Origin of the sequence: Phaeobacter sp. LSS9, from assembly GCF_003443595.1 — a bacterium.
Classification (GTDB): Bacteria; Pseudomonadota; Alphaproteobacteria; order Rhodobacterales; family Rhodobacteraceae; genus Phaeobacter; species Phaeobacter piscinae.
Window position 1 is genome coordinate 1,671,986 of record NZ_CP031956.1, and the last position, 13,028, is coordinate 1,685,013.

Genomic DNA, 13,028 nt, shown 5'->3' on the forward strand with positions numbered 1-13,028 from the left:
GGAACACCTTGGCCAAAGATCGGTCCCAGCGCGATGACTACACCGCCCCGCTGCGCCGCCTGCTGACCGGGGTTGTCTGCCTGTGCCTGCTGGGTATTTTTCTGGTCTGGCGCATCGACAGCCCACGGGTTGAACGGTTCCGCGCGCAGGTGGTTGACGCCGTGGTCCCCAGCATGGATTGGGCCATGATCCCGGTTGAGGGCGCAATCAACCTGTTCCGCGATTTCCAGAGTTATCAGCGGCTTGCCGAACAGAACCGGGAATTGCGCAGCGAATTACGCCAGATGCGCGCCTGGAAAGAGGCCGCGTTGCAGCTGGAGCAGGAAAACGCCCGTCTGCTGGATCTCAACAATGTGCGGCTAGACCCGCGTCTTACCTATGTGACCGGCGTGGTGATGGCCGACAGCGGGTCTCCGTTTCGCCAGTCGGTGATCCTGAATGTGGGCGCCCGCGACGGGGTGCGCGATGGCTGGGCGGCGATGGATGGCATCGGCCTTGTCGGGCGGATCTCCGGCACCGGGCAGGACACCGCGCGGGTGATCCTGCTGACCGATGCGGCCAGTGCCGTACCAGCCCTGATCCAGCCTTCGGGGCAGAGCACGCTGGTGGCCGGCGACAACAGCCCGGCACCGGTGATCGACTTCCTTGAAAACCCCGATCTGGTGCGCCCCGGTGACCGGGTGGTGACCTCAGGCGATGGCAATGTGTTTCCGGCGGGCCTGCTGATCGGGCAGGTTACACAGGACCGGTTTGGCCGCCTGCGGGTGCGGCTCTCGGCGGATTATGAGCGGCTCGAATTTCTGCGGGTGCTGCGCCACCACGGCTCTGAGGTGATCAAGGACCCCGGTGGGCTGGTGGTGCCTGCACCGGGCATCAACATCCCGCAGCCCCGCCCCGAAGGTCTGGGCGATGAGGCCGCAGCGGAGGCCGGCAATGGCGAATAACGCCCCGGCGCGGATCTGGGTCATGCGGGCGGCCTTTCCCGCCTTGGCGCTGGTGATCATGTTCTTTCATTTGCTGCCCCTGGACACGCTGCCCTCCCGCTGGGCACCGCCGGATCTGCTGCTGGCGCTGGTCATGGCCTGGTCGATGCGCCGCCCTGACTATGTGCCGACCGTGCTGATTGCGCTGACCTTCCTGCTGGCGGATCTGTTGTTTCAACGGCCACCGGGGCTGATGGCGCTTCTGGTCGTGCTCGCCTGCAGCTTTCTGAAGTCGCAGGTTCAGCCGCACCGCGAAACCGCCTTCATCGGGGAATGGGTCACCGTGGCCATGACCATCACCGCTGTGACCCTGCTCAACCGGCTGATCCTCGCGGTTCTGGGGGTGGTGCAGCCGTCGCTGGGGTTGATTCTGATCCAGATGGTGGCAACATTGCTGATCTATCCGCTGGTCGCACTGGCCAGCCAAAGCCTGCTGGGGGTGCGCAAACTCTCCCCCGCAGAGGCAGAAGCCCTGGGAAGCCGCTGATGAAACGCAACGTCAAAGACGTCGAAGCCACACATCGCAAACTCAGCCGCCGCGCCCTGCTTTTGGGCGGGTTGCAGCTGGCCTTTGCCGGTGGTCTTGCGATGCGCATGCGCCACCTTCAGGTCGATCAAGCCGATCAGTTCCGCCTGCTGGCGGAGGAAAACCGGATCAACCTGCGCCTGATCCCGCCCGCCCGCGGGCAGATCTATGACCGCAACGGCACCATTTTGGCGCAGAACTCCCAATCCTACCGGATCACTGTGGTACCGGAGGACGCAGGTGACGTGGGTGACGTCATCGACAAGCTGTCGCGCCTGCTGACGCTGGACCCCGAAGATATCGAACGCGCGATGGCCGAGATGCGCCGCTCACCGCCGTTTCTGCCGATCACCCTAGCCGATCAGATCAGTTGGGACGATATCTCCAAAGTTGCCGTGAACGCCCCCGCCCTGCCCGGCATCACGCCTGAGGTCGGCCTCACACGGGTTTACCCTCAGCAGGAAGATTTTGCCCATGTGGTGGGCTATGTCGGTCCGGTCTCCGATTATGATCTGAGCAAGATGGAGGACCCCGAGCCGGTGCTGATGATCCCGCGCTTCCAGATCGGCAAGGTCGGGTTCGAGGCCAAGCGTGAGGACGTCTTGCGCGGCAAGGCCGGCGCCAAGCGGGTCGAGGTCAACGCCACCGGGCGGGTCATGCGCGAGCTGGACCGCCGCGAGGGTGAGGCCGGCGCGGATATGCAGCTGACCGTTGATGCGGATTTGCAGTATTACACTCAGGCCCGTCTGGGCAAGGAAAGCGCCAGCGCCGTAGTGATCGACTGCGAGAGCGGCGATGTGCGCGCCATCGCCTCCTCCCCCAGCTTTGATCCCAATCTCTTTGTGCGCGGTATTTCGGTCGCCGACTACCGGATGCTGACCGAAGACCCCTATCGCCCGCTGGCCAATAAATCGGTGCAAGGCACCTATCCGCCCGGATCGACCTTCAAGATGATCACCGCCCTCGCCGCGCTGGAGGAAGGCTTGATCGGCACCGAAGACACCGTCTGGTGCCCCGGCCATCTGGAGGTCTCGGGCCGCCGTTTCCACTGCTGGAAACGCGCAGGCCACGGCCATGTGGATCTCAACACCTCGCTCAAAAGCTCCTGCGACGTCTATTATTACGACCTCGCCATCAAGGTTGGCATCGACAAGATTTCCGCCATGGCGAAACGCTTTGGCCTTGGCGTGCGCCATGATCTTCCGATGTCCGCAGTGGCCAAGGGGATTGCCCCGAACAAGGAATGGAAATCGAAAACCTACGGTCAGGACTGGCTGGTTGGCGATACCGTGAACTCCTCCATCGGGCAGGGCTATCTCTTGGCCTCGCCGATGCAGCTGGCCGTGATGACAGCGCGTCTGGCCACTGGTCGCTCGGTCACGCCGCGCCTGCTGAAATCCATCGACGGGGTGGAGCAGCCCAGCGGCGCCGGAGAGCCGATCGGCGTCAATGAAAACAACCTGCGCACCATCCGCCGGGGCATGTACTCGGTCAGCAATGAGCGGCGCGGCACCGGCTACCGCTCCCGGATCATCGCCGACGGCATGCGTATGGCCGGCAAAAGCGGCACCAGCCAGGTGCGCAATATCACCGCCGCAGAACGCGCCGCCGGGGTGATCCGCAACGAGGATCTGCCGTGGGAACGCCGCGACCATGCGCTGTTTGTTGCCTATGCGCCGGCAGATGATCCGAAATTTGCCGTGGCGGTGGTGGTCGAACATGGCGGCGGCGGCTCCAAAGCAGCCGCCCCGATTGCGCGCGATGTGCTGTTGCAGGCGCTTTATGATGGCAGCCCGCCGCTGGAGGCCTACCCCAAGAAGGACCGCACCAATATCGAAGCCCTGCAGGAACGTCTGGAACGTGAGCGCATTCAGCGCAACCGCAACAGCGGCAGCGGGCAGGCATAGAGGGTCAGCATGAGTTATCTCGCCAATAACGCACAATCGGTTCCCACCGGCCTGCGCAAGATCCTCTATCTGAACTGGCCCTTGGTCCTGCTACTGGCCAGCGTCGCCAGCGTCGGATTTCTGATGCTCTACTCGGTGGCGGGGGGCAGTTTCTCCCCCTGGGTGGAGCCGCAGGTCAAACGCTTCGTTCTGGGCCTGTCGGTAATGCTGGTCGTCGCCATGATCCCGATCTGGTTCTGGCGCAATATCTCTGTTCTGGCCTATCTGGTCTCCGTCCTGCTGCTGGTGGCGGTGGAGTTTTTTGGCACCGTCGGCATGGGCGCGCAGCGCTGGATCGATATCGGCTTCATGCGGCTGCAACCGTCTGAGTTGATGAAGATCACGCTGGTGATGCTGCTGGCGGCCTATTACGACTGGCTGCCGCCGGAACGCTGCTCGCGTCCGCAATGGGTGATCCTGCCAGTTATCTTGATCCTGCTGCCTACCTTTCTGGTGCTGCGCCAGCCGGACCTTGGCACCTCCATCCTGCTGATGGCGGCCGGTGGCGGTGTGATGTTCCTCGCGGGCGTCCACTGGGCTTATTTCGCCGCTGTCATTGGGGCCGGGGTCGGGCTTGTGGCGACCGTGTTCAAAAGCAGGGGCACCGACTGGCAACTGCTGAAGGATTACCAGTTCCGCCGCATCGACACCTTCCTCGACCCCTCACAGGACCCGCTTGGGGCCGGTTACCACATCACCCAGTCAAAGATCGCACTCGGCTCCGGCGGCTGGTCAGGGCGTGGCTTCATGCAGGGCACACAATCGCGGCTGAACTTCCTGCCGGAAAAACACACCGATTTCATCTTCACCACCCTAGCCGAGGAATTCGGCTTCATCGGTGGGTTTGCCCTGCTGTTCATCTATATGCTGGTCATCACATTCTGCATCGCCACCGCACTCGCCACCAAGGACCGTTTTGCGTCGCTGGTCACATTGGGGATTGCGATCAGCTTCTTCCTGTTCTTTGCAGTGAACATGTCGATGGTGATGGGCCTTGCCCCGGTGGTGGGCGTGCCGCTGCCGATGGTGTCTTACGGTGGCTCGGTGATGCTGGTGCTGATGGGTGCCTTCGGACTTGTGCAAAGCGCGAATATCCACCGCCCACGCTAGGGTCAGGCGCCTAAAGCCGCCAGCAACACCCGTGTCAGCGCACTGTCGGCATCGCGTTGGTGCAGCAGAACTCCCAACCGCCGGGCCTCCCCGTCAAACGGGGTGAACCGCAGGCCAGCATGCCTGCGCAGCCCCTCCCACAGCGGTACAACGGCCTGTGCGGTGCCTTCTGCCACCATCTGCGCGATCAGTTCCAGCGCATCCAGTTCCGCCAGAATGTCCAGCGTATCAACCCGCTGTGTCAGCGCCTGCCAACAGCGCGCCCCACCCCAGGCCTCGCGGCTGTAGATCAGGAACGGCAGCGCCCCATCAGATAGCCCCTCACCGTCGCCTTCTGCCTGCAACAGACCAATGGGCTGGCGGGCGACCTCTTTGAAAACATAAGCTTTGGGGAGTGCAAACGGTGGCTCAATCAGCAGTGCGGCGTCCACCTGCCCCTGTTGCATCAAAGCATAAAGCCCTTCTGACGTGCCCGGCACCAGCTGCACGGCAACCTCCGGCGCGGCCCCCCTCAGGTGCCGAAGGATCACTCCCGCGTAATCCCCCATGGCCGTCGACACCGCCCCCAGCCGCAGCGTGCCGCTGAGGCTGGCCCCGCACAGCTGCCCCCGCAACTCTGCCTCAGCCCGCAGAATCTCTCGCATCTTTGGCAACAGGCGACGGCACTCCGCCGTGGGCTGCATGACGCGCCCGGCGCGGCACAAAAGCCCCACACCAACATCGGCCTCCAACGCCGCGATCCGTTGCGAAATCGCCGATGCGGTGATCCCCTCCCGGCGCGCCGCCGCGGCCAGGGATCCCTCCTCTATCGTGGTGACGAGGCTGGAGAGGAACCGTGTATCCATAGTTTTTCTTATGTTTGAATATAGAAAAACAAGCTACCCTTTTTCATCGCCCCCTTCTATCCCTAGGGCCACAGATTACAGGGAGCAGAGCGATGAGCATTTTTCACCTCGCCTATCACGTCGATGACCTTGATCAGGCGCGCGGCTTTTATGGCGGCCTGCTGGGCTGTCAGGAGGGGCGCAGCACAGAGACCTGGGTCGATTTCAACTTCTTCGGTCATCAGATCTCGCTCCATCTCGGGCCGGTTTTTGCCACCGCCAACACCGGCAAGGTCGGCGATCACATGGTGCCGATGCCCCATCTGGGTGTGATCCTGCCGCAGGACGCCTGGCGCCTGCTGGCGGATCGGCTGGAACAGGCGGGGCTGGAGTTCACCATCGCCCCCACCACCCGGTTTGCGGGCGAGCCGGGTGAGCAAAGCACGATGTTCTTTCACGATCCCGCAGGCAACCCGATTGAAATCAAGGGATTCGCCGATATGGCCGGAGTGTTCGCCACATGATCAACGTCCAGTTTGCCGCCCTGCCCGAACGCTGGGCCACCTATGAGGCGCCTTTGCGCGCCGCCTTTGCGGAGGCCGGGCTGGAGGTCGATCTGCGCCTTGATCACGACCCGGCTGATGTGGATTACGTGGTCTATGCCCCCAATTCGGACCTACAGGATTTCACACCCTATACCCGCTGCAAGGCGGTGCTCAGCCTCTGGGCCGGGGTGGAGAAGATCGTGGGCAACCAGACCCTGACGATGCCGCTCTGCCGGATGGTGGACCCCGGTCTGACCGCGGGTATGGTCGAATGGGTCACGGGGCATGTGCTGCGCTATCACCTCAATATCGACCGCACGATCCACACGCAGGACCGATGGGAGCCGGTGGTCCCCCCGCTTGCCGAAGAACGTCCGGTGACGGTTCTGGGCCTTGGCGCATTGGGACAGGCCTGTGCCGACATGCTGGCCACACTGGGCTTTCCGGTCACCGGCTGGTCGCGATCCAAGAAATCCATCGACGGCATCACCTGCCGCCATGGCGACGACGGCCTGCGGGACGCCCTCGCCACGGCACAGATCGTGATCCTGCTCCTGCCAGACACCCACGCGACCGAGAATACGCTCAACAGCGACACCCTCGCCCTGCTGCCCAAAGGGGCGCGCATCATCAACCCCGGTCGCGGTCCCCTGATTGACGATGACGCCCTTCTGGCCGCCCTCGACAGTGGCCAGATCGGCCATGCAACGCTCGATGTCTTCCGCATTGAGCCGCTGCCGATGGATCACCCCTATTGGGCCCATCCAAGGGTCACCGTGACGCCGCATATCGCGGCAGAAACACGCCCCCTTACCGCCGCGCGTGTCATTGCCGACAACATCCGCCGGGGCGAGGCTGAGGCGCCATTCCTGCATCAGGTGGATCGCACCCTCGGATACTAGAGACGGATACGCAGTGGACAAGATTTAACAATTAGCAACCACAGCGCACGCCCCGCTCAGGATCGTTTCAGGCCGCTGTGCCAGACTGGCCCCAATCGCGATTGCAGGATCCGGGTCTAGCACCCCGGCTCCGACCAGGAACCGGGCCCCACCCTCTGGGGTCGTGCAGAGAATTTGAGCACGCGGGCCATCAACCCGCCCCCTCCGCCCCCGTGGCGGCGCCGTCCACATTATGCCGCAACCCTCCGGTTGCAGAACAAGGCCCCGATCAACGGTTAATAGATTGATCCAGCCCAGAGCCACCCCGGACAGCCACAGGCTGCACCGGTAAATCCGCGCGTCTTGTAGATCCGGCTATCCCGTCCCAATCCGCCCGACAGCCCAGTAAACCCTGTTGCAGAGCGGTAGTTTTCAAAACTTGAAGACTGGTGCGCCCGGCCTGCCCTCTCTCAGAATACAGCCCTTCGTGCCCCGGACCGTCTGATAACAGGTTCGACACGGCATTTTGCGGAATTGTTGCTAGCCAGACGCCAGACAGCTGCGCTACGGTCCTTGAAAAAACTATAAAACAGGGACGGAACACATGAACAATCGCTTAAGGAAGATCACCATCGTCGGCGGCGGCACGGCGGGGTGGATGACGGCGCTGATCCTGGAGACAGAACTCTCCCGCACATCAGCGCCCAAGGACCGACCAAAAATCTGCCTGATCGAAAGCCCGAATATCGCCACCGTCGGGGTGGGCGAGGCAACCGTGCCGCGGATGCCCAAAACCCTCCGTCAGGCTGGCATTTCAGAGCGCGCCTTTTTCCGTGAGACCAACGCCTCGTTCAAGCTGGGGGTAAAGTTCTGCAACTGGAACAAGGATGCCAAGGGAAATCGCATCGACTACGTGAACCCCTTCGCCCATGGTCAGCTGCTGGAGGGTCTGGAGCCTGCCGAGTACTTCCTGCGCTTTGGCAACGGGGATCGGGACTACACTCAGTCCATCTCTCCCCATGATGATCTGGGCCGCCTGTGCAAGGGCGCCCGCCCGCTTGGTCAGCCGGAGTTTGAGCAACGCTTTGGCTATGCCTACCATCTGGACGCGGTGAAATTTGCCGGCATGCTCACCAAGGTCTGCACCAAACATGGCGTGGAACATATTCAGGATGAGGTGACATCGGTTGAGTTGGATGAGCAGGGCAATGTCAGCCATCTGATGCTGGAGCAGCGCGGTCGTCACGATGTTGAGATGGTCATCGACTGCACCGGTTTCCGCGGGCTGATTATCAATCAGGCGCTGGGTGAGCCGTTTATGGATTACTCCGACTATCTGCCCAATGACCGCGCGATGGCGTTGCAGATCGACCACCCGGACCCGGAAAAAATCGAAAGCCTCACCCGCTCCACCGCCCTTGGCGCCGGTTGGACCTGGCGGGTGCCGCTCTATAACCGGGTCGGCACCGGCTATGTGTTCTCCTCTGCCCATCGCACCGATGATCAGGCAGCGGATGAGTATCTTGAATGGCTGGGCGACAGCGGCGAAGGGGCGACCCCGCGCATCATTCCAATGCGGATCGGGCGGGTGCGCAATGCCTGGGTAAAGAACTGTGTGGCCATCGGTCTGGCCGGTGGGTTCATCGAACCGCTGGAAAGCACCGCGATCCATATGATTGATCACGCGGTGCGCTGGCTCACCGAACATATGCCCACGCGCGACATCGCACCGTCCCTGCGCAGCCGATACAACCGCCAGATGGACAAGCTCTACGACGAGGTGCTGGAGTTTATCTGCCTGCACTACCGGTTGGGCAACCGCACCGACGACCAGTATTGGATCGACGCTCGCACCGAGATGAAGATCCCGGATCGTCTGGCCGAGAATCTGGAACTCTGGCAGCACCGCCTACCGATGCCCCATGATATTGAGTTCGCGACCCTGTTTGACTACCGCGTCTATCAGACCGTGCTTCTGGGCAAACAGGTCTATGATACGGGCTATGGCCCCGGCATCCGGGACCGGCTGCGCCCGCTGAAGAAACCGATCTGGTTCCAGTGGTGGAAAGGCGCGAAGGTGGATCTGGCGCAGATCCTCAAATCCATGCCCGATCACAAAACCCTGCTGCGCGATATTCGCGGCGAGCTGGATCAGCCCGGCTTTGGCATGGCCGCCGCGATGAAGCCAACGGTGCCGATGCCATGTGCTGAGGCGGTGCCCTGCATGATCCAGAACATGCCCAGCTTCAGCGAAATCGAGAACGGTCAGAAAGACCTGCAGCTGTTCTAGGATCACGGGCGAACGCTCAAACAGTTCACCAATGAAAGAGGGCAGACGCATAGCGCCTGCCCTTTTCCATTCCAACGGTCGACGTGGATTATTTCGCCGCCAGTCCGCGTCCTTTCAGCAACGCATCAACGCCCGGCAGGCGCCCCCGGAACGCGGTGTACAGCTCAGCTGGATCGCGGGAGCCACCGGTGGAGAGGATATGCGCCTCCAACGCCTCGGCGCGCTCGGGATCAAAGGCGCCACCCGCCTCCTCAAAGGCAGCAAAGGCGTCTGCGTCCATCACCTCGGACCACATGTAGCTATAGTAGCCGGAGGAATAGCCGTCGCCCGAGAACACATGCGCAAAATGCGGCGTTGCGTGGCGCATGATGATCGCGGATGGCATGCCGATCTCTGCCAGAACCTCGGCCTGTCTGGCCATCGGATCCTTCGGTGCAGGCCCGTCATGAAACGCCAGATCCACCAGCGCAGACGCCACATATTCCACCGTCTGGAACCCCATATCAAAGGTCGAGGCCGCCAGCACCCGGTCGCGCATCTCCACCGGCATCGGTTTGCCGGTGTCGGCATGGGTTGCGAAATTGCCCAGAACCTCCGGCACAGCCAGCCAGTGTTCATATAGCTGCGAGGGCAGCTCAACAAAGTCGCGCGCCACCGAGGTGCCAGAGATGCTCTCATAACTCACATCCGACAGCATCTGGTGCAGCGCATGGCCGAACTCATGGAACAACGTGCGCGCATCATCATAAGATAACAGCGCGGGCTCACCCTTGGCAAAGTTGCAGACGTTGATCACGACCGGGGTCTGCACCTCAGGGAATTTCGCCTGGCTGCGCATCGCGGAACACCAGGCGCCGGACCGTTTGGAGGAGCGAGCGAAATAGTCCCCGATGAACACGGCCACATGCGCACCATTGCGGGTCACTTCCCAGGCGCGGCAATCCGCGTGGTACAGCGGCACGTCCAGCGGCGTGAACTCCAACCCGAACAGGCGGGTTGCGCAGTCAAACGACGCCTCGATCATGCGGTCCAGCTGGAAATAGGGCTTCAACTCTGCCTCATCCAGATCATGCTCCGCCTTGCGCCGTTTCTCTGCGTAGTAGCGCCAGTCCCAGGGCTCCAGCGCGCCGTTGATGCCATCCTCCTGCATCATCTTGGTCAGCACCCAGGCATCCGCCTCCGCCTGCGCCTTGGCCGGCTCCCACACCTGCATCAGCAGATCGCGCACCGCGGCCGGGGTTTTGGCCATCTCGGTTTCCAACTTGTAGGCCGCGAAGTTTTCATAGCCCAGCAGTTTGGCGCGTTCTTCGCGGAGGGCCAGAATTTCGGCAGCAATCTCACGATTGTCGCTCTCACCCCCATTGGCACCGCGCGCAGCCCAGGCCTCAAAGGCGCGTTTGCGCAGGTCGCGGCGGGGCGAGAACTGCAGAAACGGCGTGATGAGCGAGCGCGACAGCGTCACCGCCGGGCCATCCAACCCCTTGTCCTTGCCCGCGGCGCGGGCAGCATCGACGACGAATTGCGGCAGACCGGTCAGATCTTCTTCGCTCAGCGCCATGAACCAGTCGCGCTCATCCGCCAGCAGGTTCTGGGTGAACTCGGTCCCAAGCGTTGCCAGACGGGATTTGATCTCCTGCATGCGGGTGTCATCCGCGCCTTCCAGCGCCGCACCACCCCGCACGAATCCACGATGGGACAACATCAGAACGCGCTGTTGCTCCTCGCTCAGATCCAGCGTGTCACGCTGATCCCACACGGTTTTGACGCGGGCATAAAGGGCCTTGTTCGCGGTGATCGCGGAAAAATGCGCCGCCAGTTTCGGCGAAAACGCCCGCTGCAACGCCTCGCGCTCGGGGTTACTGTCGGCCCCAGCCACGCTGTAGAACACTGACAGAACCTGCTCCAGCGCGCGGCAGGGGGTTTCCAGCGCCTCGATCACATTGGCAAATGTCGGCGCCTCATCCGAGCTGGCAATTGCATCAATCTGCGCCTTATGCGCAGCCAAGGCCTCCTCCAGCGCGGGGGCAAAATCGCTGTCCTTGATCTGGTCGAAGGGGGCAATTTCAAACGGCGTGTCCCAAGTGGACAGCAGCGGATTGGTCATGGCAAATCTCCTTTGAGAGGAAGCTATGCCTGCCCCCGCCCGCCGTCCAGAGGCGCAGCCAAGAGAATTTCACCAATCAGCGCCGAGGGACCACCGCTACCGGCGCTCCTCACGGCGGCGCAGGTGTTTTTCAAACCGTCTGAGCAGCAGCGACAGGCCAATTGTCAGCGTCAGATAGATCAGCGCCACCACATTGTAGGTCTCGAAATAGCGAAAATTGCCCACCGCCGTCAGCTTGCCCAGCTGCGTGACATCCGCAACGCCCAGCACCGACACCAGCGAACTGTCTTTGACCAAGGCGATAAAATCATTGCCCAGCGGCGGCAGGATGGTGCGGATTGCCTGTGGAAACACGATGAAGCGGAAGCGATGCCAGCGGCTGAGGCCCAGCGCCTTCGCCGCCTCGATCTGGCCCTCATCCACCGATTGCAGACCGGCGCGAAACACCTCGGAGATGAATGCGGAATAGGCAATCATCAGCGCAATAATGGCCCGCCACAACAGCGGAAAATTGCGCGTACGGATCGGATCCAGCCCCAGGTGCGCGCCGATCCAGTTGCGCAGCTCCACCAGCGCCGGGGCCAGAACAAAGGCGACGTAGAGCAGCAGCACAATGATCGGAATGCCGCGCACCACCTCTATGTAGAACCGCGCGCTCTGACGGATCACCAGCCAGCGTGACCCCGCCGCCAGCGCCAGCCCAAGGCCCAAAAACGACGCGAGAGAGAAGCTGATCAGCGTGACAAAGATGGTCAGCTGGACGCCGCGCATCAACGTGCTGAGGATGGAGAGATAGAGATCATCCGAGGCCACCCGCCAGATCAGCGTCCCGCCAATCAGAAGCACCGCCGCCAGCCACCAGGGAAAATCGTCTTTCTTGCCGTCCGGTCTGCGCGGCTTTGGCTCTTGTGCGCTCATGTCTGCCCCTTGATGTAGAAATCCCCAGCGCTTGGCCGGGGATTGGTCGGTGTCTGTGCAGGGTTATCCGCCGAGCTTATACTCAAGGAACCATTTGGTGTTCAGCGCCTCCAGCGTGCCGTCGGCCTCCATTGCGGCGATGGCTGCATTGATCGGCGCCACCAGATCGCTGCCCTTGGGGAAGATGAAGCCGAAATCTTCAGTCCCCAGCGGCTCACCCACAATTTTCAGCGCACCATCAGACGCCTGCACATAGCCATTTGCGGCGGTGCTGTCAGACAATGCCAGATCCACATCCCCCGTGCGCAGCGCCTGAATGGCCGCGCCGAAGGTTTCAAACAGCTTGATACGCGGGTTCGCCTCATCGCCATCAAGGATATCGTAAACTGTCACGTAAAACGGCGTGGTGCCGGGCTGCGCGCCTGCCAGAAGATCCGCATCCGCGGCAAAACCTGCAGCATCATCAAACCGGCTCTCATCCCCGGCCACGATCATGCGCATCTGCGAGGTCAGATATTTGTCTGAAAAATCGACTTTTTCCTTACGATCGTCGCGGATGGTGATGCCGGTCATGCCGATGTCATACTGGCCATCGCTGACGGCAGGAATCATCGCGTCCCAGCTGGTGGTTTCATAGACGACGGTGATGTTGATCCGCTCCGCGATCTCCGCCATCGCGTCATATTCCCAGCCGATTGCCTTGCCGCTGGAGGGTTCAACAAATTGCAGCGGCGGATAGGCGTTTTCCACCGACACGACCACTTCGCGCCCCTCAAGATCCGGCAAATCCGCAGCCGTGGCTGCGCTTGCCAGCAAGGCCACCCCTGCGGTTGCGGCCACCGTTTTCAGAGCCGTTTGGGTCCAATTGAATGTCATCTTATCCTCCCCTTTGGTGATGTGA

11 protein-coding genes are annotated in these 13,028 nt (G+C 62.0%); 7 read left to right on the forward strand and 4 right to left on the reverse strand.

The window, feature by feature from the left end; translation table 11 throughout:
* Positions 1 to 8: 8 nt before the first annotated feature.
* The 4 genes from mreC to rodA are packed head-to-tail and all read left to right on the forward strand — an operon-like array spanning position 9 to position 4,565.
* Positions 9 to 944: a rod shape-determining protein MreC gene (mreC, locus tag D1820_RS07960; RefSeq protein WP_024096269.1), complete on the forward strand. Its 936-nt coding sequence runs from the start codon at positions 9 to 11 to the stop codon at positions 942 to 944.
* Positions 934 to 1,470, forward strand: a complete 537-nt coding sequence (gene mreD, locus D1820_RS07965) for a rod shape-determining protein MreD (RefSeq protein WP_040173411.1) — start codon at positions 934 to 936, stop codon at positions 1,468 to 1,470. Before mreC ends, mreD begins: the two co-directional genes overlap by 11 nt.
* Complete coding sequence (mrdA, locus tag D1820_RS07970) at positions 1,470 to 3,416, forward strand: penicillin-binding protein 2 (protein WP_118068459.1); 1,947 nt, start codon at positions 1,470 to 1,472, stop codon at positions 3,414 to 3,416. The genes mreD and mrdA overlap by 1 nt, the downstream gene beginning before the upstream one ends.
* 9 nt (positions 3,417 to 3,425) lie before the next feature.
* Positions 3,426 to 4,565 (forward strand): rod shape-determining protein RodA, encoded by a 1,140-nt coding sequence (gene rodA, locus D1820_RS07975; protein ID WP_061049904.1) that lies wholly within the window; start codon positions 3,426 to 3,428, stop codon positions 4,563 to 4,565.
* A 2-nt stretch (positions 4,566 to 4,567) separates the two neighbouring features.
* On the opposite strand, the gene D1820_RS07980 is transcribed toward rodA, so the two are convergent.
* Positions 4,568 to 5,410, reverse strand: a complete 843-nt coding sequence (locus D1820_RS07980; protein ID WP_118068460.1) for a LysR family transcriptional regulator — start codon at positions 5,408 to 5,410, stop codon at positions 4,568 to 4,570.
* A 92-nt stretch (positions 5,411 to 5,502) separates the two neighbouring features.
* Between D1820_RS07980 and D1820_RS07985 the strand changes: the two genes are divergently transcribed.
* The 3 genes from D1820_RS07985 to D1820_RS07995 all read left to right on the forward strand — a co-directional run bounded on the left by D1820_RS07985 (position 5,503) and on the right by D1820_RS07995 (position 9,105).
* Positions 5,503 to 5,913, forward strand: coding sequence for a VOC family protein (locus D1820_RS07985; protein WP_096789649.1), 411 nt, complete (start codon positions 5,503 to 5,505; stop codon positions 5,911 to 5,913).
* On the forward strand, positions 5,910 to 6,836 hold the full coding sequence (locus D1820_RS07990; protein ID WP_118068461.1) for a glyoxylate/hydroxypyruvate reductase A: 927 nt from the start codon (positions 5,910 to 5,912) through the stop codon (positions 6,834 to 6,836). Before D1820_RS07985 ends, D1820_RS07990 begins: the two co-directional genes overlap by 4 nt.
* Before the next feature lie 583 nt (positions 6,837 to 7,419).
* Positions 7,420 to 9,105 carry a tryptophan halogenase family protein gene (locus tag D1820_RS07995; protein WP_118068462.1) on the forward strand — a complete coding sequence of 562 codons (1,686 nt, stop codon included), beginning with the start codon at positions 7,420 to 7,422 and terminating at the stop codon, positions 9,103 to 9,105.
* 88 nt (positions 9,106 to 9,193) lie between these two features.
* Here D1820_RS07995 and D1820_RS08000 read toward each other — a convergent pair whose 3' ends face one another.
* From D1820_RS08000 to D1820_RS08010, 3 genes are all read right to left on the reverse strand, one after another.
* Positions 9,194 to 11,209, reverse strand: coding sequence for a M3 family metallopeptidase (locus D1820_RS08000; protein ID WP_118068463.1), 2,016 nt, complete (start codon positions 11,207 to 11,209; stop codon positions 9,194 to 9,196).
* A gap of 96 nt (positions 11,210 to 11,305) precedes the next feature.
* Positions 11,306 to 12,127, reverse strand: coding sequence for an amino acid ABC transporter permease (locus tag D1820_RS08005; RefSeq protein ID WP_118068464.1), 822 nt, complete (start codon positions 12,125 to 12,127; stop codon positions 11,306 to 11,308).
* Positions 12,128 to 12,190: 63 nt separating this feature from the next.
* Positions 12,191 to 13,003, reverse strand: coding sequence for a transporter substrate-binding domain-containing protein (locus D1820_RS08010; protein WP_118068465.1), 813 nt, complete (start codon positions 13,001 to 13,003; stop codon positions 12,191 to 12,193).
* Positions 13,004 to 13,028 lie beyond the last annotated feature (25 nt).

Bases quoted from the DNA above. Each gene is read 5' to 3' on its own strand.
- mreD (WP_040173411.1), top strand. From the start codon at position 934: ATGGCGAATAACGCCCCGGCGCGGATCTGGGTCATGCGGGCGGCCTTT.
- mrdA (WP_118068459.1), top strand. From the start codon at position 1,470: ATGAAACGCAACGTCAAAGACGTCGAAGCCACACATCGCAAACTCAGC.
- rodA (WP_061049904.1), top strand. From the start codon at position 3,426: ATGAGTTATCTCGCCAATAACGCACAATCGGTTCCCACCGGCCTGCGC.
- D1820_RS07980 (WP_118068460.1), bottom strand. From the start codon at position 5,410: ATGGATACACGGTTCCTCTCCAGCCTCGTCACCACGATAGAGGAGGGA.
- D1820_RS07985 (WP_096789649.1), top strand. From the start codon at position 5,503: ATGAGCATTTTTCACCTCGCCTATCACGTCGATGACCTTGATCAGGCG.
- D1820_RS07990 (WP_118068461.1), top strand. From the start codon at position 5,910: ATGATCAACGTCCAGTTTGCCGCCCTGCCCGAACGCTGGGCCACCTAT.
- D1820_RS07995 (WP_118068462.1), top strand. From the start codon at position 7,420: ATGAACAATCGCTTAAGGAAGATCACCATCGTCGGCGGCGGCACGGCG.
- D1820_RS08000 (WP_118068463.1), bottom strand. From the start codon at position 11,209: ATGACCAATCCGCTGCTGTCCACTTGGGACACGCCGTTTGAAATTGCC.
- D1820_RS08005 (WP_118068464.1), bottom strand. From the start codon at position 12,127: ATGAGCGCACAAGAGCCAAAGCCGCGCAGACCGGACGGCAAGAAAGAC.
- D1820_RS08010 (WP_118068465.1), bottom strand. From the start codon at position 13,003: ATGACATTCAATTGGACCCAAACGGCTCTGAAAACGGTGGCCGCAACC.